General features: G+C 69.2%; 25 protein-coding genes. 12 read left to right on the top strand and 13 right to left on the bottom strand.

The features are described from left to right. Positions 1–48: 48 nt before the first annotated feature. On the top strand, positions 49–450 hold the full coding sequence (locus AC1Q87_RS00265) for a hypothetical protein (protein ID WP_492607036.1): 402 nt from the start codon (positions 49–51) through the stop codon (positions 448–450). Here the strand turns inward: AC1Q87_RS00265 and AC1Q87_RS00260 are convergent. Then, on the bottom strand, positions 447–635 hold the full coding sequence (locus tag AC1Q87_RS00260; protein WP_492607035.1) for a hypothetical protein: 189 nt from the start codon (positions 633–635) through the stop codon (positions 447–449). The two genes, AC1Q87_RS00265 and AC1Q87_RS00260, sit on opposite strands and share 4 nt — an antisense overlap. A 116-nt stretch (positions 636–751) precedes the next feature. On the opposite strand from AC1Q87_RS00260, the gene AC1Q87_RS00255 reads away from it, so the two are divergent. From AC1Q87_RS00255 to AC1Q87_RS00245, 3 genes are all read left to right on the top strand, one after another. Next, positions 752–1,189, top strand: coding sequence for a MarR family winged helix-turn-helix transcriptional regulator (locus tag AC1Q87_RS00255; protein WP_492607034.1), 438 nt, complete (start codon positions 752–754; stop codon positions 1,187–1,189). Next, the gene (locus AC1Q87_RS00250; protein ID WP_492607033.1) at positions 1,186–2,613 is read left to right on the top strand and encodes an MFS transporter; all 1,428 of its coding nucleotides are present in this window, start codon (positions 1,186–1,188) and stop codon (positions 2,611–2,613) included. Before AC1Q87_RS00255 ends, AC1Q87_RS00250 begins: the two co-directional genes overlap by 4 nt. A gap of 61 nt (positions 2,614–2,674) precedes the next feature. After that, complete coding sequence (locus AC1Q87_RS00245; RefSeq protein ID WP_492607032.1) at positions 2,675–3,100, top strand: OsmC family protein; 426 nt, start codon at positions 2,675–2,677, stop codon at positions 3,098–3,100. Here AC1Q87_RS00245 and AC1Q87_RS00240 read toward each other — a convergent pair. Both AC1Q87_RS00240 and AC1Q87_RS00235 read right to left on the bottom strand, forming a co-directional pair. Beyond that, positions 3,097–4,482 (bottom strand): sensor histidine kinase, encoded by a 1,386-nt coding sequence (locus tag AC1Q87_RS00240; RefSeq protein ID WP_492607031.1) that lies wholly within the window; start codon positions 4,480–4,482, stop codon positions 3,097–3,099. The two genes, AC1Q87_RS00245 and AC1Q87_RS00240, sit on opposite strands and share 4 nt — an antisense overlap. A 69-nt stretch (positions 4,483–4,551) precedes the next feature. Beyond that, positions 4,552–5,904 carry a dicarboxylate/amino acid:cation symporter gene (locus AC1Q87_RS00235; protein WP_492607030.1) on the bottom strand — a complete coding sequence of 451 codons (1,353 nt, stop codon included), beginning with the start codon at positions 5,902–5,904 and terminating at the stop codon, positions 4,552–4,554. A gap of 369 nt (positions 5,905–6,273) precedes the next feature. Between AC1Q87_RS00235 and AC1Q87_RS00230 the strand changes: the two genes are divergently transcribed. Continuing rightward, positions 6,274–7,107: a flagellin gene (locus tag AC1Q87_RS00230; RefSeq protein ID WP_492607029.1), complete on the top strand. Its 834-nt coding sequence runs from the start codon at positions 6,274–6,276 to the stop codon at positions 7,105–7,107. A gap of 70 nt (positions 7,108–7,177) precedes the next feature. On the opposite strand, the gene AC1Q87_RS00225 is transcribed toward AC1Q87_RS00230, so the two are convergent. Then, complete coding sequence (locus AC1Q87_RS00225; protein ID WP_492607028.1) at positions 7,178–8,185, bottom strand: NAD(P)H-dependent flavin oxidoreductase; 1,008 nt, start codon at positions 8,183–8,185, stop codon at positions 7,178–7,180. Between the two features lie 134 nt (positions 8,186–8,319). Between AC1Q87_RS00225 and AC1Q87_RS00220 the strand changes: the two genes are divergently transcribed. The 3 genes from AC1Q87_RS00220 to hmuQ all read left to right on the top strand — a co-directional run bounded on the left by AC1Q87_RS00220 (position 8,320) and on the right by hmuQ (position 12,286). After that, a complete protein-coding gene (locus AC1Q87_RS00220) occupies positions 8,320–9,750 on the top strand; it encodes a methylmalonyl-CoA mutase family protein (RefSeq protein ID WP_492607027.1) in 1,431 nt (476 codons plus the stop codon). Beyond that, positions 9,747–11,897 carry a methylmalonyl-CoA mutase gene (scpA, locus tag AC1Q87_RS00215; RefSeq protein ID WP_492607026.1) on the top strand — a complete coding sequence of 717 codons (2,151 nt, stop codon included), beginning with the start codon at positions 9,747–9,749 and terminating at the stop codon, positions 11,895–11,897. Before AC1Q87_RS00220 ends, scpA begins: the two co-directional genes overlap by 4 nt. Before the next feature lie 65 nt (positions 11,898–11,962). Beyond that, positions 11,963–12,286, top strand: a complete 324-nt coding sequence (hmuQ, locus tag AC1Q87_RS00210; RefSeq protein WP_492607025.1) for a heme-degrading protein HmuQ — start codon at positions 11,963–11,965, stop codon at positions 12,284–12,286. On the opposite strand, the gene AC1Q87_RS00205 is transcribed toward hmuQ, so the two are convergent. From AC1Q87_RS00205 to AC1Q87_RS00175, 7 genes are all read right to left on the bottom strand, one after another. Next, positions 12,283–12,651, bottom strand: a complete 369-nt coding sequence (locus AC1Q87_RS00205) for a VOC family protein (RefSeq protein ID WP_492607024.1) — start codon at positions 12,649–12,651, stop codon at positions 12,283–12,285. The two genes, hmuQ and AC1Q87_RS00205, sit on opposite strands and share 4 nt — an antisense overlap. An 18-nt stretch (positions 12,652–12,669) precedes the next feature. After that, positions 12,670–13,101: a DUF4112 domain-containing protein gene (locus tag AC1Q87_RS00200; protein WP_492607023.1), complete on the bottom strand. Its 432-nt coding sequence runs from the start codon at positions 13,099–13,101 to the stop codon at positions 12,670–12,672. A 39-nt stretch (positions 13,102–13,140) separates the two neighbouring features. Further along, the gene (dgcA, locus tag AC1Q87_RS00195; RefSeq protein WP_492607022.1) at positions 13,141–14,124 is read right to left on the bottom strand and encodes an N-acetyl-D-Glu racemase DgcA; all 984 of its coding nucleotides are present in this window, start codon (positions 14,122–14,124) and stop codon (positions 13,141–13,143) included. Continuing rightward, positions 14,121–16,646, bottom strand: coding sequence for a coiled-coil domain-containing protein (locus AC1Q87_RS00190; protein WP_492607021.1), 2,526 nt, complete (start codon positions 16,644–16,646; stop codon positions 14,121–14,123). The genes dgcA and AC1Q87_RS00190 overlap by 4 nt, the downstream gene beginning before the upstream one ends. A 139-nt stretch (positions 16,647–16,785) precedes the next feature. Further along, on the bottom strand, positions 16,786–17,037 hold the full coding sequence (locus tag AC1Q87_RS00185; protein ID WP_436060700.1) for a hypothetical protein: 252 nt from the start codon (positions 17,035–17,037) through the stop codon (positions 16,786–16,788). Positions 17,038–17,144: 107 nt separating this feature from the next. Continuing rightward, positions 17,145–17,672, bottom strand: a complete 528-nt coding sequence (locus AC1Q87_RS00180; RefSeq protein WP_492607020.1) for a methylated-DNA--[protein]-cysteine S-methyltransferase — start codon at positions 17,670–17,672, stop codon at positions 17,145–17,147. Continuing rightward, on the bottom strand, positions 17,656–19,152 hold the full coding sequence (locus AC1Q87_RS00175) for a DNA-3-methyladenine glycosylase 2 family protein (RefSeq protein WP_492607019.1): 1,497 nt from the start codon (positions 19,150–19,152) through the stop codon (positions 17,656–17,658). Before AC1Q87_RS00175 ends, AC1Q87_RS00180 begins: the two co-directional genes overlap by 17 nt. A 251-nt stretch (positions 19,153–19,403) precedes the next feature. Here AC1Q87_RS00175 and cysD point away from each other — a divergent pair, with 251 nt between their 5' ends. Both cysD and cysN read left to right on the top strand, forming a co-directional pair. Continuing rightward, complete coding sequence (cysD, locus tag AC1Q87_RS00170; protein WP_492608259.1) at positions 19,404–20,333, top strand: sulfate adenylyltransferase subunit CysD; 930 nt, start codon at positions 19,404–19,406, stop codon at positions 20,331–20,333. After that, on the top strand, positions 20,333–22,237 hold the full coding sequence (gene cysN, locus AC1Q87_RS00165) for a sulfate adenylyltransferase subunit CysN (protein WP_492607018.1): 1,905 nt from the start codon (positions 20,333–20,335) through the stop codon (positions 22,235–22,237). Before cysD ends, cysN begins: the two co-directional genes overlap by 1 nt. Positions 22,238–22,272: 35 nt before the next feature. Here cysN and AC1Q87_RS00160 read toward each other — a convergent pair whose 3' ends face one another. Beyond that, positions 22,273–22,758: a hypothetical protein gene (locus AC1Q87_RS00160; RefSeq protein ID WP_492607017.1), complete on the bottom strand. Its 486-nt coding sequence runs from the start codon at positions 22,756–22,758 to the stop codon at positions 22,273–22,275. 126 nt (positions 22,759–22,884) lie between these two features. Here AC1Q87_RS00160 and AC1Q87_RS00155 point away from each other — a divergent pair, with 126 nt between their 5' ends. After that, positions 22,885–24,444 (top strand): DUF389 domain-containing protein, encoded by a 1,560-nt coding sequence (locus tag AC1Q87_RS00155; RefSeq protein WP_492607016.1) that lies wholly within the window; start codon positions 22,885–22,887, stop codon positions 24,442–24,444. On the opposite strand, the gene gdhA is transcribed toward AC1Q87_RS00155, so the two are convergent. Next, positions 24,441–25,784, bottom strand: coding sequence for an NADP-specific glutamate dehydrogenase (gene gdhA, locus AC1Q87_RS00150; protein ID WP_492607015.1), 1,344 nt, complete (start codon positions 25,782–25,784; stop codon positions 24,441–24,443). The genes AC1Q87_RS00155 and gdhA overlap by 4 nt on opposite strands. Positions 25,785–25,963: 179 nt before the next feature. On the opposite strand from gdhA, the gene AC1Q87_RS00145 reads away from it, so the two are divergent. Next, positions 25,964–26,386: a CBS domain-containing protein gene (locus AC1Q87_RS00145; protein ID WP_492607014.1), complete on the top strand. Its 423-nt coding sequence runs from the start codon at positions 25,964–25,966 to the stop codon at positions 26,384–26,386. The last annotated feature ends 43 nt before the right edge of the window (positions 26,387–26,429 follow it).

The raw sequence follows: 26,429 nt of genomic DNA, 5'->3' as shown, positions 1-26,429 counted from the left end.
GCTCTAGGTTTCGGTTGCGAGTATGTGTATGTAGTGTACATTTTCTACATGACCGAACTCGAATGGCTGATCGACGCGGAGGCCGCCGCCGAGGCGGCGCGGATGACGGTCGCAGAACGCGAACTGGCCCGCGGCCGGGGTGTCGCTTGGTCGGGAATGACGCCGGAAGCGCCTGCAGCCTGCCCGCCGGCGACGCTGCGCGTCCGCGCCCAGGCGCGTCTTGCGGCGCGGCAGGCGTGGCGCGCCAGCACAGAAGGCGGGTTCGTGGCCGCAGTAGCCGATTGCCAGACCGCAGCCCGCGAGGCCTTCACCACCGCCGAGCGCGCCCGCGCCGGCGCCGCCCGCGGAGAGGCGGCTGAGTGGCGACTCCAGATCCTCGACGAACTATCGGCCCAGGCCCGCGCGCTCGCCGCTGGCGTGCGCCAGGCCCGTCGGGCGCTCACGTCTTAGCAGCGGCCAGCTGCCCGTCCCCGCGTCGGTCGCCAGGATCGCAGCTCCCGGCGCGCCCGAATCTCGTCGTGCAGCATGTCCGCCAGATCCAGCACCTGTTCACGCGACATGCGCCGCGTCGCACCGCGCACTTCCGCGGCAAGGCGGTACATCAGGTCGGACGGTATGCCTTGATTGGCGCTCATCGTCTTGCCTCACGCTAGCCCTCAACCAGCCGACTCCCTCAATTCGCGAGCACATCAACTCGTTCCCGTTAATCGTGTGTTTGACATAGATAGTTCGCCAACCTAACTACATCGCCATGCCGAACTCGCCCGAGACCCTGGCCCTCGCCGACAATCTGCGCGCGCCGCTGCTGCGTGTGGCGCGCCGCCTGCGCCAGGAGGCCCAGCGCGCCGGCAGTTCGGCGCTCGACGCCCTGATCCTCGGTCACATCCGCCGGCACCCCGGCGTCGGGGTCAGCGAACTCGCACAGGCCGAACAGATCTCGCGCCCCAGCATGAGCGGCCACATTAAGCGCCTCGAAGCAGCCGGCTGGATCCTGCGCGTCGAAGATGCGCAGGACGGGCGCCGCTCGGGACTGCGCATCACGCCGCTGGGCGAGGCGCAGGTCGACGCCGTCCGTCAGCGGCGCAACGACTGGCTGGCCGACCGCCTGGCGCGCCTATCGCCCGCGGACCGCTCGGCCCTGGCCGCCGCGGGCGCGCCGTTGCTGAAACTCCTGGAGTGCGAACCGTGAGCCCCGTCGACCAACCGATCCAGGAGAGCGGCTCCACGGCGACGACCCGCGGCTGGGTGATCCCGGCGATCATCGGGTCGGCCATGCTCATGCAGACCATGAATGCGACGGTGATCGCCAACGCCCTGCCGACCATGGCGGTGGCCCTGGGCGAACCGCCGCTGCGGCTGAACCTCGCCATCACCATGTTCCTGCTGGCTTCGGCGGTTTTCCTGCCGATTAGCGGCTGGGTCGCCGACAAGTTCGGGGCCAAGCGGGTCTTCATGGTCTCGATGGTTCTGTTCGCGCTGGCGTCGGCCGCGTGCGGCTTCGCCCAGGACCTGACCCAGCTGGTCATCGCGCGGATCTTCCAGGGCATGGGCGGGGCGATGATGATGCCCGTCGGCCGGCTCGTCCTGCTGCGCACCACGCCCAAGGAGGAACTGGTCGGCGCGATGTCGGTGATGACCATGCCGGCCCTGCTCGGCCCGGTCATCGGCCCGATCGTCGGCGGCGCGATCGTCACCTTCGCCGACTGGCGCTGGATCTTCTTCCTGAGCATCCCGGTGGCCGTCGTCGGCGTGCTGCTGGTCATGCGCTACGTGCCCAACGTCAAGGAGCAGGAGGTCTCGCCCATCGACTGGAAGGGCACCCTGCTCACCGGCCTCGGCCTCGCCGGCCTGATCTTCGGCTTCGAGAACCTCGGCCGCGGCCTGCTGCCCGACTTTCTGGTCGCATCGATGTTCTTCGGCGGACTGGCCGCGCTGGTCGTCTACTGGCGTCACGCCCGCGGCAATCCGCACGCCATCCTCGACCTATCGGTCTTCCGGCTGCAGACCTTCCGCGCCTCGGTCATCGGCGGCGCGTTCATGCGCATCGCGATGGGCGCCACCCCGTTCATGCTGGCCATGCTGCTGCAGGTGGGCTTCGGCCTTTCGGCGATCCAGGCCGGCCTGATGACCTTCATCTCCGCGGCCGGCGCCCTGGTCATGAAGACCGCCGCCCCGCCGATCCTGCGCCGCTTCGGGTTCCGCTCGGTGCTGATCGTCAACGCCCTGATCGTCGCCGTCAGCTTCGTCGCCTACGGCCTGTTCACGCCGACCACGCCGCACTGGCTGATCCTGCTGATCCTCGGCGTCGGCGGCTTCTTCCGCTCGCTGCACTTCACCAGCCTCAACGGCCTCGCCTTCGCCGACATCGACCAGGCCCGGATGAGCCGGGCCTCGACCACTTCCTCGATGGTCCAGCAGCTGGTGCAGTCGATCGGCATCGGGTTGGCTGCGTCGCTGATGCACTTCTTCATGGTCGCACGTGGCGAAGATCAGCTGACGGCGGCGGCCATCTCTCCGGCCTTCGTCGTCACCGGCCTGATCACGCTGATCTCGCTGGCCTTCTTCATCCCCCTCCCCCGCAACGCCGGCGACGAGATGAACGGGCGCCGGTGATCCAATCGCCGCGTTCGGCGTTATCCGCTCGCCAGGGGCGATCCCATTCAGGAGGCGAGCAATGATCCGCAAGGCGCGCGCGGTTTGGCGTGGAACCGGCCGTGACGGCGACGGCGACCTGACCACCGATTCCGGGGTCCTGTCGGCCACGCCCTACAGCTTCAAGACCCGTTTCGAGGACACCCCCGGGACCAACCCGGAGGAACTGATCGCCGCGGCCCATGCCGGCTGCTTCACGATGCAGCTCGCCTTCCTCATCCAGCGCGCCGGCTTGGCGGCCGAAGAGCTGACCACAGAGGCGGCGGTATCCCTGGTCCCGGATGGAGAGGGCTTCAAGATCGAGCGCTCGGCGCTGACGCTCCAAGCTAAGGTTCCCGGGATCAATCAGGTCAAGTTCGACGAGCTCGCGCGCACGGCCGAGAAGAACTGCCCGGTCTCGCGGCTGCTCAACGCCGAGATCACCCTGCAGGCGACGCTGGTCTCCTAGCGACGGGCCAGCACCGCGGTCATCCGGCATTCCGCCCCTTCGGGTGGGAAGCCCAGCTCGACCGTGCCGCCATAGGCCTGCAGCGCGCTCAGCGTCAGGCGAGTGCCGAAGCCCGTGCGCTTGGGCGGCTCCACCGGCGGGCCGCCGCGTTCGCGCCAATGCAGCTTCAGGCGCTCGCCGTCGACGCCCCAGTCGATCGAAACCCGGCCCGCGCCTGACAACGCGCCGTACTTGGCCGCGTTGGTGGCCAGTTCGTTCAACACCATCACCAGGTTGACCGCCATTTCGGGATCCAGCGGCGCGGGCGCCTCGGGCCCGGAGATCGCAAATCCTTCCGCCGCGAACGGGGCCAAGGCTGCCTCGATCACGTCGCGCAGGTCGGCCGCTTCCCAGACGTTGCGGGTCAACAGGTCGTGGCCGCGGGCCAGCGACTGCAGGCGGCTGTCGAAGGCGGCGCGGAACGCTACGGGATCGTCGGGCGCCCCGCGCAGGGTCTGCGAGGCGATCGCCTGCACCGCCGCCATGTTGTTCTTCACCCGGTGGTTCAGTTCTCCGAGCAACAGGTTCTGGCGCTCGCGCGCCGCGACCTGCGCCGAGATGTCCTGTGAGGTGCCGATCACGTGCACCGGCCGCCCCTGAGCATCGAACGACACCCGCGCCGCGCCGCGCACCCAGACCGCCGAGCCGCCTTCGCCGGCCGCGGTCGTGCGATGCTCGACGACATAGTGGCCGTCGTTCTCCCCGGCCATCGCCGCCTCGTAGGCGGACCGGGTGGCGGGGAAATCCTCGAAGTGAACCGCGGCGGCATAGGTGGCGTAGTTGAGGTCGCCCTCGGGCGGCATGCCGAACATGCGGCGCGTCTGCCCGTCCCAGTCGACCCGGTCGGCGGCGACGTCGTACTCCCACAGGCCCAGTTCGGTCGCATTGAGCGCCAAGGTCAACCGCGCGCCCTGCCGCTCGGCTTCGACCTGCGCGACGTGCTGCTCGGTGATGTCGATGATGATGAACACCACCTGCCCCGCCGCGCCGGCGAACGGCGTGAAGGTCCCGAGGAACCAACCCTGATGGCCGTTGGGAAAGCGGAACGAATACTCGATGGTCTCCGGCGCGCCGTTGGCCAGCACCCGGCGCAGCACCTCCAGCCGTCCCTGGACTTGTTCCGGCGTCACGCCCAGGTCGCGGCCTGTGCGGCCGCTCAAGGTCCCCGGCGCGCAGCCATAGAATTCACAGGCTCCGCGGTTGGCCAGGAGGAACCGGTAGTCGTCCTCCAATGGCTCCACGACGCCGGCCAACATCGACGAGGCGTCGAGCATCGCCTGAAGCAGCGCTTCGCCGCCGGCGCTGGCGCTCGGCCAGTCGCCCTTTCGCTGCTCGTCGCCCATAAGCCCTCCGCCCCGTAACAGCTGCGATCCTAGGGCCGGAATCCGCGGCTGGACAGACGGCGATCAGCCTCAGGCCGCACGCTGCGTCGTTTCGTCCGGCTCGGCCGGCAAGTCGCCCGACGCGGCGTTGTAGATCTCCATGTCGAGCATGCCCTGCTGCTTGGCCACCAGGGTCGGGACCAGCGCCTGGCCAGCGACATTTGTCGCGGTTCGCCCCATGTCGAGGATCGGGTCGATGGCCAGCAGCAGCCCGACGCCTTCGAGCGGCAGCCCCAACGTCGACAACGTCAGGGTCAGCATCACCACCGCACCGGTCAGGCCGGCCGTCGCCGCCGACCCGATCACCGAAACGAAGACGATCAGGAAGTAGTCACTGAGCGCCAACGGCACATTGTAGAACTGCGCCACGAAGATCGCGGCGACCGCCGGATAGATCGCCGCGCAACCGTCCATCTTGGTCGTCGCGCCGAGCGGCACCGCAAAGGCGGCGTACGACCGCGGCACGCCCAGCGCGCTCTCGGCGACGGTCTGGGTCACCGGCAAGGTCCCGATCGACGAGCGCGAGACGAAGCCGAGCTGGATCGCCGGCCATGCGCCGGCAAAGAACTTGAGCGGATTCAAACCATTGACGGCCAGCAGGGTCGGATAGACGACGAACATCACCAAACCCAGCCCGACATAGACCGCCACCGCGAACGCCCCGAGCTGGGCGAGCGCGTCCCAGCCGTAGTGGGCCACCGCGTTGCCGAACAGGCCGATGGTGCCGATCGGGGTCAGACGGATCACCCACCAGAGGATCTTGCGGACGATGGCCAACGCCGAGGCGTTGAACGCCAGGAACGGCTCCGCCGCCGCGCCTGCCTTGAGCGCCGCGATCCCGGTGACCAGCGAGATGACCACGATCTGCAGCACGTTGAACGACAGGGTCGTCTTGGCGCCGTCTTCCGCCAGGGTCGTGGACGCCGCCAGCCCCAGCATGTTCGAAGGGACGAGGCCGGTCAGGAAGTCCAACCACGACCCGCTGGTGTGCGGCGCCTCGGCGACCGCCGCCGCCACGGTGGTGTTGAGCCCAGGCTTCAGCACCAGGCCCAGGACGATGCCGATGGTCACCGCGATCAGCGCGGTCGCCGCGAACCACAGCAAGGTCCGCCAGACGAGAGCCGCAGCGTTCTGGAGCTGGCGCAGATTGGCGATGCTGGCGACGATGGCCGTGAACACCAGCGGCGGCACCAGCACGCGCAGCAGTTGGACGAAGGTCGATCCGGCCAGCCGCAGGGCTTCGGACAAGCCATGACCGGCCTGCCCCGCCTCGGAGCCCAGCTCGCGCGCCAGCAGGCCGAGCCCCAGCCCGAGCGCCATGCCGGCCAGGACCTGGAACCCGAATGAGGCGAAGATGCCGCCGCGTTTGCGCGCCTGCGCCATGGAAAGCTCCTACTGAAAGTCGCGCGGAGCATGGTCGGGGCTATGCCCCCACGCCAGCGGTTTGAGCTTTTCATGTCGTTAGAAAAGCTGAAGGCGGTCGGATCGGCTGCGTCCTCGGCGCCGACCGGCAGATCCTGCCCACCTCAGCGCGCACTTTTTGCCGCTCCTGGCCGGCAAGATTTACCGTGTTTGACGGTCGCCGGCCGCCGCAAACACCCGCCGCTAACGGCGGTCGGCGAAAAAGCTCAAGCGCATCAACGAAAAGGGGTTAACGGCCAAAACTGGCCCGACCCTTGCTCAGGAGTCTCGCAGGCAAAACGCCTCCGGCAGTCAAAATGACGTCGGTCTCCGAGAAAAGGAAACACGTGTATGTCGCTGAATTCGGTCAACACGAACAAGGGCGCGATGATCGCGCTCCAAAACCTGAACGCCACTAACAAGGACCTTGGCACCGTTCAGAACCGGATCAACACCGGTCAGAAGATCGCCACCGCCAAGGACAACGGCGCCATCTGGGCCATCGCCCAGAACCAGCGCGCTGAATCTGCCTCGCTCAATTCGGTCATCTCGTCGCTGCAACGCGGCCAGTCGGTGGCCGACGTCGCTATGTCGGCCGGCACCGCCATCTCGGACATTCTCGTCCAGATGAAGGAAAAGGTCCTGGCGGCGACTGAAGCGGGTCTGTCGACCGCCTCCAAGCAGGCGCTCAGCGATGAATACACCTCGCTGCGCGATCAGATCGACACGATCGCGAACAACGCCACCTTCGACGGCGTCAACCTGATCGCGCGCCCCTCGGTCAACAGCTCGAGCATCAAGTCGATCGCTAACGCCGACGCCACCGCGACCATCGACATCGACCACGTCGACCTGTCGAAGTCGAACGCCAAGATCGCTGCGACGCTCTCGTCGCTGACCGGCACGGTGAACTCGGCAGACGTGAAGGAAGTGGAAGATGCCATCCAGGACATCTCCTCGGCCCTCTCGAAGCTCGGCACGGGCGCCAAGGCGCTCGACACCCACATGACCAACGTCATGAAGCTCCAGGACACCCTGGACGCCGGTGTCGGCAACCTGGTCGACGCCGACCTGGCGAAGGAAAGCGCGAAGCTGCAAGCGCTGCAGACCAAGCAACAGCTTGGCGTGCAGGCCCTCAGCATCGCCAACCAGTCGTCGAGCACTCTGCTCGGACTGTTCCGATAAGACTGACGAACACTCTGCGTTCAACGACGGCGGCGGGAAGGGAAACCTTCCCGCCGCTTTCGTTTGCGCGCTACTCGGCGGCCATCGCCAGCGCGCTGCCGCGGGTCAGCGAGGTCTTCGCCGCCAGCGCGGCCTTCGCCGCTTCGTATTCCGCCGCCAGGCGGTCGATCATGTCGCCGGCGCTGGGAATCTCCTTCACCGCGCCGATGCCCTGGCCGCAGCCCCAGATGTCCTTCCAGGCCTTGGCCTTCTGATTGCCGCCCGAGCCGAAGCTCATTTTCGACGGATCCGACTCCGGCAGGTTGTCCGGGTCCAGGCCAGCCGCTTCGATCGACGGGCGCAGGTAGTTGCCGTGCACGCCGGTGAACAGGTTCGAGTAGACGATGTCGTCGCCGCTGCTGGCCACGATCATGTCCTTGTAGCCCTGCTGAGCGTTGGCTTCCTTCGTCGCAATGAAGGCCGAGCCGATGTAGGCGAGGTCCGCCCCCATCGCCTGAGCGCCCAGGATCGCCGCGCCGTTGGCGATCGAACCCGACAGCGCGATCGGGCCATCGAACCACTCGCGCAGTTCCTGCACAAGGGCGAAGGGCGACAGGTGGCCGGCGTGACCGCCGGCGCCGGCCGCCACCGGGATCAGGCCATCGGCGCCCTTCTCCACCGCCTTGCGGGCGAAGCGGTCGTTGATGACGTCGTGCAGCACCACGCCGCCGTAGGAGTGGATCGCCTGGTTCACGTCTTCGCGCGCGCCCAGCGAGGTGATGGTCACCGGCACCTTGTACTTCACAGCCATCTCGACATCGTGCTCGAGGCGGTCGTTGGTCTTGTGGACGATCTGGTTCATCGCGAACGGCGCCGACGGACGGTCCGGATTTTTGCGGTCCCAGTCAGCCAGTTCCTCGGTGATCTGGGCCAGCCATTCGTCGAGCTGGCTCGCCGGGCGCGCGTTCAGCGCCGGGAACGAGCCGACGATCCCCGCCTTGCATTGCGCGATCACCAGCTCCGGGCCGGAGATGATGAACAGCGGCGAACCGATCACCGGGATACGCAGGCGCTCTGCGAGAATGGGGGGCAAGGCCATGGAGTCGTCCTTATGAGATGGGTCGATCTAATTTTTACAGCGTACACACAAAAATTCGCGACACGCAAGCACCGCCGCCGCATGACCCCGCGTGAACTTGACGCGTCGGTTCGACAGGTCGCAATGACAGGCTGATGACCGACACTTCGATCGCTTCCGGCGCCTTCCCGCCCGCCACCGCCGCCGACTGGCGCGTCCTGGTGGAAAAGACCCTGAAGGACGCGCCCTTCGAGAGCCTTCAGCGCACCACCCTCGAGGGTCTGCCCATCGCCCCGCTCTACGAAGCGGCGGCCGACGGAGCCCGGTTCGCGCCGCGGCCGCACGACGCCGATCGGCCCTGGGATCTGCGCGCCGCCGTCGCTCATCCTGACCCGGCGCGGGCCCGCGCCGACATGTTAGCCGACCTCGAGGGCGGCGCGGCGTCGGGACTGATCCGCCTCGATCCCACCGGCCAGCAGGGCGTGGCCGTCGGTTCGGCCGCCGACCTGGCCCGCGTGCTCGACGGCGTGCTGCTGGAACTGGCCCCGGTGGCGCTGGACGCCGGCTTCCTGGGACCGAAGGCGGCCGACTGGCTGGCCGCCGCCGCCAAGGGGTCGCCCACCGCCCTGCTTCTTTTCCACATGGATCCGCTCGGCGCCTTCGCGCAGGCAGGCGAAAGCCCCGGGCCGGTTGAAAGCCACCTGGTATCCGCCGCGACGGTCGCCGCGCGGCTGGCCGAATCCTATCCCAAGGCCGGCCTGTTCCTCGCCTCCGGGCGGGTGATCCACGAAGCCGGCGGCGGCGAGGCCGGCGAACTGGCCTTCGCGCTGGCATCCGCCCTCGCCTACGCCAAGGCGCTGGTCCGCGCCGGCCTGACCATGGAGCAGGCGTTCGCGGGCATCCATCTCGGCCTCTCCGCCGACGCCGACTACTTCGCCACGATCGCCAAGCTCCGCGCCGCCCGGGTGCTCTGGGCGCAATTGACCAAGGCCTGCGGCGTCACCTTGCCGGCCCAGATCGAAGCCCGCTCCTCGCAGCGCATGCTCGCCGTGCAGGATCCGTGGACCAACATGCTGCGCCTGACCTCGGCGGGGTTCGGGGCTGCGGTCGGCGGCGCCGACGCCGTGGTGCTCGGCGCCTTCACCGACGCCATCGGCCTGGCGACTGCGTTCGCCCGCCGCCAGAGCCGCAACGCCCAGCTGGTGCTGATGGAAGAAGCCCATCTCGGCCGCGTCGGCGACCCGGCCGCCGGCTCCGGCTACATCGAAGCGCTCACCGACGAGATGGCCCGCGCCGCCTGGACGCAGTTCCAGGCGATCGAGGCCCAGGGCGGCGCCGTGGCGGCGTTGGCCTCCGGCCATGTCGCCGGCCAGGTCGCCGCGGTGCGCGCGGCCCGCGAGGCCGCGGGCACGCCCAAGATCGTCGGCGTCACCGCTTTCCCACCGACCCAGGACGCGCCAGTCGAGGTCGAGCGCCCATCCCCGGTCGCGGCCGAGGCTCCCTCGCCCAGGCTGCCCGGCCCCGACGGCCGCTGCCCGCCGCTCGCCCCTATCCGTATCGCCGCGCCGCACGAGGCCGCACGATGAGCCAGTTCCCCGACTTCGCCGCCCTGCCCTTCGACGCCTCGGGCGTTGCAACGCCGCTCGCGACGGGCGCCGCCTGGGAGACGCCCGAAGGCATCGCCGTCCGCCCGGCCTACGGCCTCGCCGACATCGAAGGCCTGACCACCGGCTATCCGGGCCTGGCGCCGTTCGTGCGCGGGCCCTATCCGACCATGTACCTGACCAACCCGTGGACGATCCGCCAGTATGCGGGCTTCTCCACGGCCGAGGACTCCAACGCCTTCTATCGGCGCAATCTGGCCGCCGGTCAGATGGGCCTCTCGGTCGCCTTCGACCTCGCCACCCACCGCGGCTACGACAGCGATCACCCGCGGGTGAAGGGCGACGTCGGCATGGCGGGCGTCGCCATCGACTCCATCCTCGACATGCGCACGCTGTTCGACGGCATCCCGCTCGACAAGATGAGCGTCTCGATGACCATGAACGGCGCGGTCCTGCCGATCCTGGCGCTCTACATCGTGGCCGCCGAGGAACAGGGCGTGCCGCACGCCAAGCTGTCGGGCACGATCCAGAACGACATCCTCAAGGAGTTCCTGGTCAGGAACACCTACATCTATCCCCCATCGCCCTCGATGCGGATCATTTCCGACATCTTTTCATATACTTCGAGCGAAATGCCGAAGTTCAACTCGATCTCGATCAGCGGCTATCACATCCAGGAGGCCGGCGCGACGCTGGACCTGGAGCTGGCCTACACCCTGGCCGACGGCATCGAGTACGTGCGCGCGGGCGTCGCCGCCGGCATGACCGTCGACCAGTTCGCGCCGCGCCTGTCGTTCTTCTGGAACGCCGGCATGAACGCCTTCATGGAGATCGCCAAGCAGCGCGCCGGCCGCCTGCTGTGGGCCAAGCTGATGAAGGACGAGTTCGATCCCAAGGACTCGCGCTCGCTCTCCTTGCGCGCCCACACCCAGACCAGCGGCTGGAGCCTGGCCGCGCACGACGTCTACAACAACGTGCCCCGCACCCTGGTCGAGGCGATCGCCGCCACCGGCGGCCAGACCCAGAGCCTGCACACCAACTCGCTCGACGAGGCCCTGGCCCTTCCAACCGACTTCTCGGCCCGGATCGCCCGCAACACCCAGCTCTTCCTGCAGCTTGAGAGCGGCCAGACCCGCGTCGTCGATCCGTGGGGCGGCTCGTACTATGTCGAGCGCCTGACCGCCGACCTCGCCGCTCGCGCCCTGGAGCATATCGCCGAGGTCGAAGCTCTGGGCGGCATGGCCAAGGCGATCGAGGACGGCCTGCCCAAGCGCCGTATCGAAGAAGCCTCGGCCCGCACTCAGGCGCGCATCGACGCCGGCCGCCAGAGCGTCGTCGGCGTGAACCGCTACAAGCCCGAGGTCGCCGACGAGATCCCCGTGCTCAAGGTCGACAACACCGCCGTGCGCGAACGCCAGCTCGAAAAGCTGCAGCGCCTGCGCGCCGACCGCGATCCGGTCGCCGTCGAAGCCGCCCTCACCGCCCTGACCAACGGCGCGGCGGGCAACGGCAACCTGCTCGAGCTTTCCGTCAACGCCGCCCGCGCCAAGGCCACGGTCGGCGAGATCAGCCTGGCGCTCGAAAAGGTGTTCGGCCGCCACGCCGCCGAGGCCTCGGCCGTGACCGGCGTCTATCTGCGCGAGTCGGGCGCCACGCCCCAGGCCCAGCGCGCCAAGGCGATGACCGACGCCTTCCGCCAGGCCGACGGCCGCAAACCGCGGGTGATGATCGCCAAGATGGGCCAGGACGGCCACGACCGCGGCCAGAAGGTGATCGCCTCGGGCTTCGCCGACCTCGGCTTCGACGTCGACATCGGCAACCTGTTCCAGACCCCGGCCGAGGCCGCGGCCCAGGCCGTGGCCGAGAACGTGCACGTCGTGGGCGCCAGTTCGCTCGCCGCCGGCCACCTGACGCTGGTGCCGGAGCTCAAGGACGAACTCGCCAAGCTTGGCCGCCCAGATATCCTGGTCGTGGTCGGCGGCGTCATCCCGCCCGAGGATTTCCAGGCGCTGCGCGACGCCGGCGTCGCCGCGATCTTCACCCCCGGCACGGTGGTGCCCGAGGCCGCGATCGAGGTGCTCGACCGGCTCAACGAGCAGATGGGCTACGCCCAGCTGGAAAAAGCCTGACCGAGGCGGCGCTGGCGCGCCCTGCGCTTCCAAGGCAGACTGGCGAGCCAGAGCAGGAGTACGCCATGTTCATCGCCATGAACCGCTTCCAGGTCCTGCGCGGACAGGAAAGCGCCTTCGAAGCCGTCTGGCTCTCGCGTGAGACGCATCTGGAGCAGGTGCCCGGTTTCCTCGGCTTCAGCCTGCTGCGCGGCCCAGAGCGCGAGGATCACACGCTCTACGCCTCGCACTCGCGCTGGGCGTCGAAAGCGGCGTTCGAGGGCTGGACGAAGTCGGAAGCCTTCCGGCTCGCGCACCGCGGCGCCGGCGACAACAAGCCGCTCTACATGGGCCATCCCCAGTTCGAGGGCTTCGAAGTGCTTCAGAGCGTCGCCCCGGCCGCGGCCTAGCCCGTCCCGATCATCACCAGGTTGCCCTCGCTGTCGCGCAGCAGGGCGTAGCGTTCCTTGGGCGACCAGGGCGCATCGATCGGCTCCTGGTCGAACACCACGCCGCGGCCGCTGAGCTCGCCGAAGGCCTGGTCCAGATCCGAGACGACGAGGATCAGGCTCGGCTGCTCGCCCGGCGCTTCGTTCGCGCGTTTCTCGAAGAGGATCTTGGTCGGCGAGCCCGGCACTTCGAACTCGATCCAGCGCCACCCGCTGCCGTAGTGTTGGTCCGCCGCCAAGACCAGACCCATCACGTCGCGATAGAAGGCGACAGCTCGATCCTGGTCGCTCACCGGCAGTCCTGCGAACTTCACGTGCTTGAACATCGCCGTGTCTCCGCCGTCCTAGATCGTCCTGGGCGTGATCCTCACCGGCTTCGCGCGCCGTCCCGACTTGCCGTACCAGCTCGCCGGCAGCTCCGAAGGGCCGTGCCGCGCCTCGATATCCTTCTGCAGGGCGCCGGCCGCCATCAGGTGGCCGGGGAACAGGGCGTCCACCGCCCACCCGATCACCGGCGGCACGGAAGCGGCCGAGTCGAGGAGCACATAGGCCGCCATCCTCGCCAGCGTCGGCAAAGACGCCCCTGCCACGACGCCCTGATAGAGCAACAAGCCTCCCGCCCCGAGGCTGTAGGCGGTTCCTGCCACCGGCACCCAGGCCAGCACGCCATCCAGACCGATGCCCACAGGCCCGATCCCGACCAGCCGGTCTGAGAGGCGTTTGATGCGCTCGGCGGCCCGCCAGGCCCCGTGCGCGCGTTCCTTATCGTCAGCCATCACGTTCCCACGTCATCGCCAGAATATAGGAACTACAGCCTAGCCCCAAAGCTCCGCCGTCGGCGGAAAAATCAGCGAGCCGTCAAACACCAGTCCCGGCTCACGGTCCTTGGCCAGGAGCAGCGGCCCGTCCAGGTCGGCCACCTCAGCCCCCTGGGCGATGATCATCGCCGGCGCCATGGCCAGCGACGTCGCCACCATGCATCCAGCCATCAGGTCCAAACCCAGGGCCCGCGCCTCGGCCGCCACCGCCAACGCCTCGGTCAGCCCACCGGCCTTGTCGAGCTTGACGTTGACCGCGCCGTAGCGCCGCGCGCAGCTCGCCAGTTCGCGGCGCGTATGCAGGCTCTCGTCGGCGCAGAGCATGACCGGGCTCGTCCACCCCTCCAGCGCCTCATCGGCGTCGGCGTGCAGCGGCTGCTCGATCATCTTGACGTCCAGCCGCGCGAACTCCGGGGCCAGCCGGACCAGATCGTCGAAACTCAGCCCCTCATTGCCGTCGACGATCAGCCGGGTCTTGGGCGCGGCAGCGCGCACCGCCGCCACGCGGTCCAGATCATCGGGGCCGCCGATCTTCAGCTTCAGGAACGGGCGCCGCGCCATCGGCCGCGCCGCCTCCGCCATCGCCTCGGGGGTGTCCAGACTGATGGTGTAGCAGGTCTTCACCGGGTCCATGCGCGCCCGGCCCGCGGCCCGCCAGGCCGACACGCCGCTCAGCTTGGCCTCCAGATCCCAGAGCGCGCAATCCAGGGCGTTGCGGGCGGCCCCGGGCGGCAGCGCGTCTTGCAGCGCCTGGCGGGTCAGTCCCGCCTCCACCGCCGCCCGTGCGGCTTCGATCCGCGCGACTTCGCCCTCGACCGTCTCGCCATAGCGCGCGTAGGGCACCGCCTCGCCGCGGCCGGTCGCGCCGCCCTCGCTAATCTCGGCGACGATGACGTGAGCCTCGGTCTTGGCCCCCCGCGCGATCACGAAGGCGCCCGCCAGCGGCCAGCGCTCGTCCCGGACCGTCAGGCGCCGCGTCAAGCCAGGTCGCCGGCCGCCGCGTCGAACAGCAGGTAGGTTCGGCCGGCCTCCGAGCTCAGCAGCGTCTCGACGACGAAGCCCTCGGCGTCGCGCTCGGCCGCGTCCTCCAGAAGTTCGTTGTAGCGGGCGAGATAGGTCATCACCTGGCGCTTCAGCGGCTCATCTGTGAACAGCTTGCGGGTCAGGCGCCGGGTGGCGGCCGGCGCCAGCTTGCGCACCACCGCCCGCGCACCGTCGACGTCGCGGACCTGGAGCGCCACGGCCAGTTCATGGATGCGGCTGCGCGGCAATAGCGCCGTCGGGTCGATGCCCATGGCGCTGATCTCGCCGGCCAGGATCTCTTCCAGCGGCCGCGACGCCGCCTCGACTTCGGCCTCCGCGCCTTCGTCGTGCTCCTCGAGCGAAGACAGCAGGTCCTTCCAGGTCCAGCCGTCGGCGGCGGGTTCTTCCTGACGTCCGCCGGCCTGCTCGAAGACATGCGAGAACTCGGCGTCGGTCGCGGTCGGGGTCAGCCGCAGGCGCGGCCGGCCGCGCTCGCCGCCCTCCTCGGCGGGCAGCGGCTCGTTGAGCTCCAGCTCTTCAGGCTCGGCGGCCGGCTCGGGCGCCGGTTCAGGTTCGGGGGCCGCGACCGGCGCAGGAGTCTTGGTCAGGCTGGCGCGCAGCGACACCCGCTCGGGGCGCGCAGCCGCGGGCGCGGGCGCGCTGGCCGTCGCCACCGAGCCCATCAGCCGCACGGCCTCGCTCAGCATGTCGTAGTTGCGCCGCACGCGGTCCTGGAACGCGTCGTCGATCGCCTGGGTCTCGTCGGCCGTGCGCCGCGCGTGATCCATCAGTTCGTCGATGCTCTCGGCCACGGCCATGCGGACTTCTTCGGCCCGGTCGCGGGCCGCGGCAGGCAGCTTGGTCGCGCGCTCCTCGATGTCGCCGAGCATGCTGGTCAGCTCGTCCAGCGTCGCGCGGGCCGCTCGCGCGCCCTCGTCCAGCTTGCTGATGGTGGCGGCGCCGGCCTGTTCGACCATCTTCGCCGACTGCTCGATCAACGCGCGTGCTTCGTCCAGCCGGGCCTCGAACACCTTGTTGGCCTGCTGGCCGGCGGTGAAGGCCGCTTCCGACAGCTGATCCACCTGGTCGCGCGCGGTCTCGGCGTGGCGCGCGGCGACCTGGCGGGTGTCCTCGGCCGCTTGGGTCATGGCGGTGATGGCGGCGCGGGTCTGCTCCTCAAGGCGCGCACGCTCGTTGGCGGCCGCCTGGGCCACAGCTTCCACCGAGTGCAGGGTCGACTGCCCGAATTCGTCGCGTTCGGCCTTGGCGGTCTCGGCCAACTCGCGGAACTGCGCGGTCGCCTCGGCCATGAGCTGGCGCAGAGCCTCGCCGCCCTTCACAGCGCGATCGCCCATCTCAGCGGCCGACATCCGAGCCTGGCCGATGAATTCCGCCAGCTGCGCGGTCTGGGTCTCGGACTGGGCCGCGAAGCCCTCCTGGTCGGCGCGCAACGCATGGGCCGCGGTGACGAGGCCGGCGCGCTGCTCGGCCAGGCCCTTCTCGACCGCGCCGATCTGCTCGGTGACGCCGAGGCCGGCGGTCTCCAGGCGGGCGATGTGGCGGGTCAGGTCCTCGGCGGCGACACGCGCGGCGTCGCTGGTCTCGCCAGCGGCGGCGGCCAGGTCGGCGGCGCGCGCGGCGAGCGAGGCCTCGGCCTCGCGCAGCTGCGCCTCGGCCAGGTCAGAAGCCTCGCCGACCATCTTGGCCTGGCGGGTGATGGCGTCGGCGACGGCGGTCGCCTGGGAGTCGAGCGTCTGGGCCAGCCCGCCCAGTTCGCTGCGCTCGCGACCGAGGGTTTCGGACAGCCCCTGGGCGGTGCGCGCGGCGTTGGCGGCGGCGGCGGCCAGCTCCTCGCTCTCGCCGGCCAGCGCCTGGCGCAGGACGATGATCGTGTCGCGCGCTTCCTGCGCCGCGGCGCCGGCGCGGGCGATCTCATCACGCATGGCGTGGACCAGATCGACGGTCTGGGCGCCCGCGGCCATGGCCGGGGTGACCATCTCGTCGGCCAGCGCCTTGGTGCGCCGCGCCTCGGCGCCCAGCAGCTGGCCTTGGCGCACCATATAGGCGAGGGCCCAGACCAGGGCCGCCGGGCCGATGGCGAGCGCCGCGAACACCGCGACCGCGAATGGCTCGAAGTCAAACGGCGCGACGGATCGGCGATAGCCCCAGGCGAAGGCGATCGGTGCGCAGGCCCACAGCACCGACACCACCAGGGCGACCATGTAGATCGTCCAACCCGACGAGGGCGCCACTGTCGTGGTCCGGGTGACCGGAATGCGCGGCGCCAAGCCCGACGCCGGTGCACCGGCTGGCGTTGAGGTCTTGCCCTCCACGGCCAGGTCGCCGGACGGCGGCGGGGCGAAGGCGAAGGCCTGATCGGCCGCGGCGGCCTCGGCCGTATCGACGGGCTCAGGCGTCGGCGCGCCTTCTCCGTCAAGCGATTGCAGGTCGACCGGTTGATGCCGCTTCTTGATCTTCATGGCCCGTCGTAAGCGGCCTTCCACCCCAGCCGGCGAGCGCGCAAACACACGCGCGCCACGTCATTGCACCCAGGATCGAAGGATTACCGGCGAACGCCCGCGAGGCAAAGCACTGATCGGCGGCCGCGGGCCGGCGCCCCTAGGTCCGCAGCAGCTTGGCGCGGGTCTCGGGACAGATTTCACGGACCATGGTCGGGCCCTTGCCGGACTTGGCGATCACCCGCGGCGCCGGAGCGGAGGCGGCCTTTCGGCTGGTCGTGCGCGCGACCGTACGCTCCGCCGGAACAGGCTTTTCGACCTGCTGGGCGTCCAGCGTCACGCCGAAATGCGAATAGGCCGCAGCGGATGACGACACCACCACGGCAGCCACGATCTCGGTAAAGGTCTGCATCGGAACTCTCCCGTACGTCCGATACGATTCCAGCGAGCGACGTTATACGATGGCCGCTGTCATCGGGCGATGTGTCGCAACATGAAATTTCAGTCATGAAGCGTCGATCACTTGTCGACGAAAGCCGCTCCCTCGTGGCTGAGCAGCCAATGCTTGCGATCAAGCCCGCCGCCGTAGCCGGTCAAGGTCCCGTCCGCGCCGATCACCCGATGGCAGGGCACCACGATCGAGACCGGATTGGAGCCGTTCGCCAGGCCGACCGCCCGGACCGCCTTCGGCCGGCCGATCCGCTCGGCCAGCCCCTTGTAGGTCAGGGTCTCGCCCGCCGGGATCGAGCACAGGGCGCTCCAGACCGAACGCTGGAACTCTGTGCCTCCCGTGCGCCACGCGATCGCGCCTAGCGCCGTCAGGTCCCCGCCGAAATAGGCCTCGAGCGCCGCCCGCGTCGCCGCGGGGGCCGAGCCCTCGACAAGGTCGGTCGGCGGGTTCTGGCGCCGCAGCAGCGTCGTCAGCCGCGTCTCGTGCGTGGTCCAGTCGAAGGCGCGCAGGCAGCCGTCGGCGTCGGTCACCAGCAGCCCCTCGCCGAGCGGCGTCGCCATGCGGTCGAGCGTCAGGACTTCAGGCGGCCTTGGCATGCTTGCTCTCCGAGGGGTTTTTCGGGTCGGCCGCCCAGAGGTGCGAGGCCGCATAGGCCCGCCACGGACGCCAGCGCTCGGCCCGCGCCAGGAGTTCGACCGCTGTCGGCCGCACGCCGTCCGGGCCTTCCAGCGCCCGCATCAGGCCGATGTCGGCGCTGGGGAAGGCGTCAGGTTCGCGCAGCGCCCGCATGGCGATGTACTGCGCCGTCCACTCCCCGATCCCCGGCAACGCCCGCAGCGCGGCGACCGCCTCATCGAGGCTCCGGCGCATGCCGAACAGCTCAGGATCGGCCGCCGCCGCGGCGGCGAGCCCGACCAAGGCGCGGCCACGAGCCCTCGGCATCGCCAGGGTCTCGACGTCGACCAGCGCCAGCACCGCCGGCTCGGGAAAGAAGTGGGTCAGGCCGAGGGCATTGGCCGCCTCGTCCTCGAGCCGTGCGCCGTGCTCGGCGGTGATCTTGCCGGCCAGAACCCGGGCGGCCTGCACGGTGATCTGCTGGCCAAGCACCGCGCGCACGGCCAGCTCGAACCCGTCCCAGGCGCCGGGCGCGCGCAGGCCGGGCCTGGCCGCCACCAGCGGCGCCAGATCCGAGTCCTCCGACAAGTGCGCCTCGATGACCGCAGGATCGGCCGCGAGATCGAACACCCTGCGGATCCGGGCGATGACGGCGGGCCACACCTCGACCTTCGGGAAGCGCAAGGTGACCTTCAGATAGTCGCCGTCGCCAGGCTCGATCATCACCACCCCGCGCGCCTGACCGACGCTCAGGGTCCGCGCGTAGCGGCCGCCACGGACGATCTCGACGCCGGGAATGGCCCGCGCCGTCAGGAAAGCCTGCATCGCCGGCCAGTCGTAGGGCGCACGATAGGGCAGCCGGATCGTCGCCGCGCCGCCCTCGCCTGCCGCGACCTCGGCGCCGCCCAGCCGGCGCAGCTTGGCGGGCGGACGGTCGAACAGCTGCTGGAAGGTCTCGTTGAAACGCCGCACGCTGCCGAAACCGGCGGCCAACGCCACCTCGGCCATCGGCATCCGCGTCTCGTGCAGCAGTTGCTTGGCCAGCAACACGCGCCGGGTCTGGGCGACAGCGACCGGCGAAGCGCCGACATGCTGCTGGAACAGCCGCCGCAGCTGGCGTTCACCGACCCCCAGCCGCTCGGCCAGACTGTCGACATCGCCGTTGTCGAGCGCTCCGGCCTCGATCAAGCCCAAGGCGCGCGAGACGGTGTTGGAGGTCCCGCGCCAGGATCCAAGATCCGGCGAGGTCTCGGGTCGGCAGCGCAGGCACGGCCGGAACCCGGCTTCCTGCGCGGCGGCGGCCGAGCGATAGAAGCGCATGTTCTCGCGCTTGGGCGTGCGGGCCGGACAGATCGGCCGGCAGTAGATCCCGGTGCTCGTCACGCCGCTGAAGATGCGTCCGTCGAAGCGGGCGTCGCGCATCTGGAAGGCGCGGTAGCAGGCGTCGTCATCCATATCCATGGCGCGATGATCGGCCTATGAGCGGCGCATGTCTCGCGGTTTTCGGACATGACCGGTCTAGCTTTGGCGGTTTTCGGACGGCTCCATTTTCCTCGGCGGCCTGTCAGTAAATCTCTATCGTCATCGGTCCTCGTGTCCCTTAAGCCGTCGCTCAGGGCCAATCCGCGCGGCGCGTCAGCAGCGACGGGCGGACTTTTTCGTTGTTAGAATTCAGGGTGAGGCCCGAGGTTCACGTGCAAGGTACAGCCCTGATGCAGGCCAAGGCGCCGGCGATCGCCCCCGAAACGCTGACACATCTTCAGCGCCTGGAGGCCGAGAGCATCCACATCATGCGCGAGGTGGCGGCCGAGGCCGAACGCCCGGTGATGCTCTATTCGATCGGCAAGGACTCCGCCGTGATGCTGCACCTCGCGGCCAAGGCGTTCTATCCGTCCAAGCCGCCCTTCCCGCTGCTGCACGTCGACACGACCTGGAAGTTCCGGGCGATGTACGAGATGCGCGAGCGGATGGCCAAGGAGCTCGGCTTCGAGCTGCTGGTCCACAAGAACCCCGAGGCCGTCGAGCGGAACATCAACCCGTTCGACCACGGCAGCGCGCTGCACACCGACATCTGGAAGACCGAGGGCCTGAAGCAGGCGCTCGACAAGTACGGCTTCGACGCAGCCTTCGGCGGCGCGCGCCGCGACGAGGAAAAGAGCCGCGCCAAGGAGCGCATCTTCTCGTTCCGCTCGGCCCAGCATCGTTGGGATCCCAAGAACCAGCGCCCCGAACTCTGGCGGCTCTACAACACCCGCAAGAACCCCGGCGAGAGCATCCGGGTGTTCCCGATCTCCAACTGGACCGAGCTGGACATCTGGCAATACATCCACCTGGAGAACATCCCGATCGTGCCGCTGTACTTCTCGGAAGTGCGGCCGGTGGTGGAGCGCGACGGCGCGCTGATCATGGTCGACGACGACCGGATGCCGCTGCGGCCAGGCGAGGTTCCGATGCAGAAGTCCGTGCGCTTCCGCACCCTCGGCTGCTACCCGCTGACCGGCGCCGTGGAGTCCACAGCCGCTACGCTGCCTGAAATCATTCAGGAAATGCTGCTCACCACCACCTCGGAGCGCCAGGGTCGGATGATCGATCACGACCAGGCCGCGTCGATGGAGAAGAAGAAGCAAGAGGGCTACTTCTGATGGCCCACCAGTCCGCACTCATCGCCGAGGACATCGAGGCGTACCTGTCCGCGCACGAGCGCAAGAGCCTGCTGCGGTTCCTGACCTGCGGCTCGGTGGACGACGGCAAATCGACGCTGATCGGCCGCCTGCTCTATGACTCGAAGATGATCTTCGAGGACCAGCTGGCCGCGCTCGAAGCAGACTCGAAGAAGGTCGGCACCCAGGGCGGCGACATCGACTTCGCGCTGCTGGTCGACGGCCTGGCCGCCGAGCGCGAGCAAGGCATCACCATTGACGTCGCCTACCGCTTCTTCTCGACCGACAAGCGCAAGTTCATCGTCGCCGACACGCCCGGCCACGAGCAGTACACGCGCAACATGGTCACCGGCGCCTCGACCGCCGACGCCGCGGTCATCCTGATCGACGCGCGCAAAGGCGTGCTGACCCAGACCCGCCGGCACTCCTACCTGGTCTCGCTGCTGGGCATCCGGCACGTGGTTCTGGCCGTCAACAAGATGGATCTGGTGGGCTGGGACCGGCAGGTTTACGACGCGATCCTTCAGGAATATGCCGATTTCGCCGCCCAGATCGGCATCAAGGACTACACCGCAATCCCCATGTCCGCCTTGAAAGGCGACAACATCACCAGCCGCAGCGAAGCTGCGCCCTGGTATGAGGGACCGGCCCTGATGCAGTTGCTGGAGACCCTGCCGGTCGAGGACGATCTGCGCGAGCAGCCATTCCGCATGCCGGTGCAGTGGGTCAACCGCCCGAACCTGGATTTCCGTGGTTTTTCAGGCCTGATCTCGACCGGGACGGTGCGTCCGGGCGACAAGATCAAGGCTCTGCCCTCAGGCCGCGAAAGCACTATCGACCGTATCGTCACGTTCCGCGGCGACCTTGACGAAGCGGTGGCCGGACAGTCGGTCACCCTGACCCTGAAGGACGAGATCGACATCTCGCGCGGGGACGTCATCTCCGAGGCCGGATCGCCGCCGCCCGTCGCCGACCAGTTCGAGGCGACCATCGTCTGGATGGACGACGAGGCGATGCTGCCGGGCCGCCCCTACCTGCTCAAGGTCGGCACGCGCGTCGTGTCGGCCCAGATCACCGAGCCGAAGTACAAGGTCAATGTGAACACCCTCGAGCACTTGGCCGCCAAACGGCTGGAGCTCAACGAGATCGGGGTCTGCAACCTGTCGCTCGACGCGGCCATCGCCTTCGACGCCTATGCCGAGAACCACGACCTCGGCGGCTTCATCCTGATCGACCGGATCAGCAACCGGACCGTCGGCGCCGGCATGCTGCACTTCGCCCTGCGCCGCAGCCAGAACATCCACTGGCAGGCGCTGGACGTCGACAAGGCCTCGCGCGCCGCCCTCAAGGGCCAGCGCGGCCGGGTGGTCTGGCTGACCGGGCTGTCCGGCTCGGGCAAGTCGACGATCGCCAACCTCGTCGAAAAGCGGCTGCACGCCGACGGCCGCCACACCTACCTGCTCGACGGCGACAATGTCCGCCACGGCCTGAACAAGGACCTTGGCTTCACCGACGAAGACCGGGTCGAGAACATCCGCCGGGTGGCCGAGGTCTCCAAGCTGATGGTCGACGCCGGCCTGATCGTGCTGGTCTCGTTCATCTCGCCGTTCCGGGCCGAGCGCCGGCTGGCGCGCGACCTGCAGGCCGAGGGCGATTTCGTCGAGGTCTTCGTCGACACGCCGCTGGCGGTCGCCGAGCAGCGCGACGTGAAGGGCCTCTACAAGAAGGCCCGGGCCGGCGAGCTCAAGAACTTCACCGGCATCGACAGCCCCTACGAGGCGCCGGAGAACGCCGAGATCGTCATCGACACCACCGCGATGTCGCCGGCCGACGCGGCGGAGAAGATCGTCGCCTGGCTGGAAGGCGAGCTCGATTACTCGATCTGACAGCGATCGCGGCAGCCGAGCGTTCGGCCGCCGCGCTAGCGCAGGATTTCGACCAGCAGCACCCAGCTGTTCTGCAGCGCCACGACGAAACTGACGACGACGCCGCACCCGACCCAATAGGGGCCGGCCGGGTCGCCCGCGAGCAGCAAGGCGCCCCCGACGACATAGGGCACGATGGCGACCGCCGGCCCGACCAGGCCCGTCAGGCGCCGGCTTGACGAGAGGTCGGGGTCGGGATGGGTCAGGACGGCCCACGCCACCATGCTCCCCGAGAGCAGGAGCAGGCCGCCTATCGCCAGGGCGAACCAGCCGAGCACGACGGGCGAGGTCCACGGCATGAGATTGAAGCCCGCGACCACCAGCCCGCTGCCGACGATCGCCAGGGTGTTCCCCGCCCGCGTCGGCAAGGTCGGCTGCGCCAAGATCCGGGCGATGTTGATCGAGATCGCGACCAGCAAGGTGCCCGACAAGGCGGCCGATGCGCCGGTCGCGGCGATGAAGAAATCGGACCAGCCCTCCAAGAGCCCCTCCTAGAGCGACGATGCTCGGACCGGAACGCCGCAACGATCGGCGTCGATCCACGTTCGACGCTCCCCTGGCCGAGCCTGCGCCGCACGCTATGGTGGGCGAGAGGCTGGAGGCGCGGCATGGCGACATCGAACTCGGCGTTGGCGGAGCTGGCGCATGCGGTCCGCGAAGCGGTGTCCCCGCCGGCGCGGCTGCTGACCGACGCCGACCGCAGCGTCGCGGCCGCCGAGATCTACGAGGCCGGCCAACTGACCCCGGCCTACGCCTTCATGCTGTTCAGCGCCTGCGGCATCGCCGCGCTCGGCCTGCTGCAGTCGTCGGTGGCGGTGATCATCGGGGCGATGCTGATCTCGCCGCTGATGGGGCCGATCATGGCGATGGGCATGGCGCTGGCCCGGCTCGACACCCGCGCCTTTCGGGCCGCCGCCGCCACCCTGGCGATCGGCGCGGCGCTGTCGGTGGCCGCCTCAATCCTGATCGTCTGGATCTCGCCGCTGAAGGACGCGACGCCGGAGATCCTGTCGCGCACGCGCCCCACCCTGCTGGACCTGATCGTCGCGCTGCTGTCGGGGTTCGTCGGGGCCTATCTGACCGTGAACCGCAAAGGCGGCGCGATCGCCGGGGTCGCCATCGCCACCGCCCTGATGCCGCCTCTGGCGGTGGTGGGCTACGGCTTGGCCACGGCCGCCTGGCAGATCGCCGGCGGGGCCATGCTGCTGTTCCTGACCAACGTGGTCTCGATCCTCGGGGCGGTCTATGGCGTGGCCCGGCGCTACGGCTTCCGGCCGCAGGCGCGCGAGGGGCGGGCCTGGGAGACCTGGGCGCTGCTCGCGGTCATGGTGGCGCTGTGCGTGCCGCTGGCGGTGTCGCTGCGCAGCATCGTCATCGAGGCCCGCGAGACCGCCCGCGTGCGCGGCGTCGTCACCGATGCGTTCGCCGGCGCCTCGCCGCATATCACCGAACTGGTGGTCGAGACCGGCCGCGGCGGGGCCAGCGCCGTGCAGGCGGTGGTGGTCACGCGCAAGTACGTGCCCGGCGCCCAGGCGCAGGTCGCCCGTCACCTCAAGGCCGGCGCCGACGTCGAGATCGAGCAGATCGTCACCACCACCGGCGTGCCGGCGGTCGCGGGCAGCGGCGGCGCCTTGGGCAACCGCGTCACCCCGACCAGCGCGCCGGCCGGGCCCGAGCAGAAGCTGCACGCCATGCTGTCCGGGGTCGGCCAGGTCGAGTTCGTCCGGCGCAACGGCGCGGCCGTGGAGGCCGCCGTGGTGCTGAACGGGTCGCCGAGCCTCGCCGACTATCGCGCCGCCGAGCAGGCCGCCCAGCGCTTCCTGCCGGAAACGACGGTGCGGCTGACGCCGCCGTTGGCGCCGCTGCCGAGCGTGACGTTCGCCTATGGGTCGAGCGCCCTGGACGCCGAGGGCCGGCGGAGCGCCGAGACCATCGCCTGGGCGCTGAACCGATGGGGCCTGAAGGCGGCCAAGGTCGAAGGCCTGGCGACGCCCGGCGCCCGTGGCGCTCGCGCCGCCGACACCCGCGTGGCCAAGGCGCGGGGCGAGGCGGTGGCGAGCGTGCTGCGCGAGCGCGGGATCGACGTCAGCGTCAGCGCCAGCGTGCCGGACGCCGTCGAGGGCGACCCGGCGCAGTACCTGGCCGCGCGGGTGACCGCCGCCCCCTAGATCACACCCTGCGCCGTCATGGCGTCGGCGACCTTCACGAAGCCGGCGATGTTCGCGCCGTCGACATAGCTGACCGTGCCGTCGGCCCGCTCGCCGTAGCGCAGGCAGGAGGCGTGGATGCCGCGCATGATCTCGAGCAACCGGCGGTCCACCTCCTCGCGCGGCCACGAAAGCCGCATGGCGTTCTGGCTCATCTCCAGCCCCGAGGTCGCCACGCCGCCGGCGTTGGCCGCCTTGCCGGGCCCAAACAGCACGCCGGCCTCCTCGAAGGCCTTCACCGCCTCGATGGTCGAGGGCATGTTCGCGCCCTCGGCGACGCAGAAGACGCCGTTGGCGATCAAGGCCTCGGCGTCCTCGCGGCCGAGTTCGTTCTGGGTGGCGCAGGGCAGCGCCACATCGCAGGGCACGCTCCAGGGCCGGATCCCCGCCTCGAACCGCAGGCCGAGCTTGGCCGCGTAGTCCGACACCCGGCCGAAGTAGTGGTTCTTCACCTCCATGAGCTCGGCGAGCTTCTCGGGCGTGAAGCCCTCCTCGTCGATCACCGTGCCGCTGGAATCGGAGACCGTGATCACCCGCGCGCCCATCTGCATCGCCTTCTCGACGGCGTACTGCGCGACATTGCCCGAGCCGGAGACGCAGACGCGCTGGCCCTCCATGGAACGGCCTGCGTGGTTCAGCATCTCCTCGGCGAAGTAGACCGTGCCGTAGCCGGTCGCCTCCGGGCGGATCAGCGAGCCGCCGAAGCTCAGGCCCTTGCCGGTGAACACCGCGTCGGCGCGATTGGTGAGCTTCTTCATCATGCCGGCCATGTAGCCGACCTCACGGCCGCCGACGCCGATGTCGCCGGCCGGCACGTCGGTGTCGGCGCCGATGTGCCGGAAGAGCTCGGAGATGAACGCCTGGCAGAAGCGCATCGTCTCGCCCCGGCTGCGCCCCTTGGGGTCGAAGTTGGAGCCGCCCTTGCCGCCGCCCATCGGCAGGGTGGTCAGGGCGTTCTTGAAGGTCTGCTCGAAGGCCAGGAACTTCAGGACCGAGAGGTTCACGGTCGGGTGGAAGCGGATGCCGCCCTTGTAGGGCCCGATGGCCGAGCTGTGCTGGATGCGGTAGCCGCGGTTGACGTGCACCTCGCCCTTGTCGTCCACCCACGGCACCCGGAAGATGATGACGCGCTCGGGTTCGACGAGCCGGTGGATCAGCCCCTGTTCGGCATAGGCCGGGTTGCGCTCGATGAACGGCCAGAGGCTGGTCATCACCTCGGTCACCGCCTGAAGGAACTCGGGCTGTCCTTCGTTGTCGGCCGCGACGGTATTGAGGCAGTCCTCCAGGCTCTTGAACTTCATCGGATCCTCGCGACCTATGCTTTAAAGAATGCTGCGGTCTAGGGCCTCGATCCTGGCTGCACAATCAGGAGTGCGGCCTCCACCACCCTTGGTGAGTAACGCCTTCGCGAGCTTCCCCAAGGGGAACGGACGGCGCCGGCCGGGGTTCAAGCACCTCCATCCACGGAAGGAGAGCTGTCTTGAAAGTCAGCGAAGTCATGACCGCCCAGGTCGTCACCGCCAAACCGAAGACCTCCATCAAGGAGATCGCCCGCATGATGTCGGAGATCGACAGCGGCGTGATCCCGGTCGCCGAGGACGGCAAAGTTCTGGGAGTGGTGACCGACCGCGACATCGTCGTGCGGGTGGTCGCCGACGGCGGTGCGCTGGATGCGCCTGTCTCCGACATCATGACCGACGACGTGCAGTCCTGCCACGCCGACGACAACCTCGCCGACGCGACCGCCAAGATGGGCGCGCATCAGGTCCGGCGCCTGCTGGTCTACAGCGACGGCCGCCTGGCCGGGATCCTGTCGCTGGGCGACGTGGCCCTGGACTACGGCGCCAAGGCGGTCGGCAAGACCCTCGAAGAGATTTCGGCCGAACCGGCGCACCAGCAGTAGGTGCGCAATCCGAGAGTCGGCTTCGGTCCCGGCTTTCGCCGGG

It is taken from the genome of Phenylobacterium sp. GW823-FHT02A09 (genome assembly GCF_058797775.1).
This window is presented reverse-complemented; position numbering and strand designations above follow the sequence as displayed.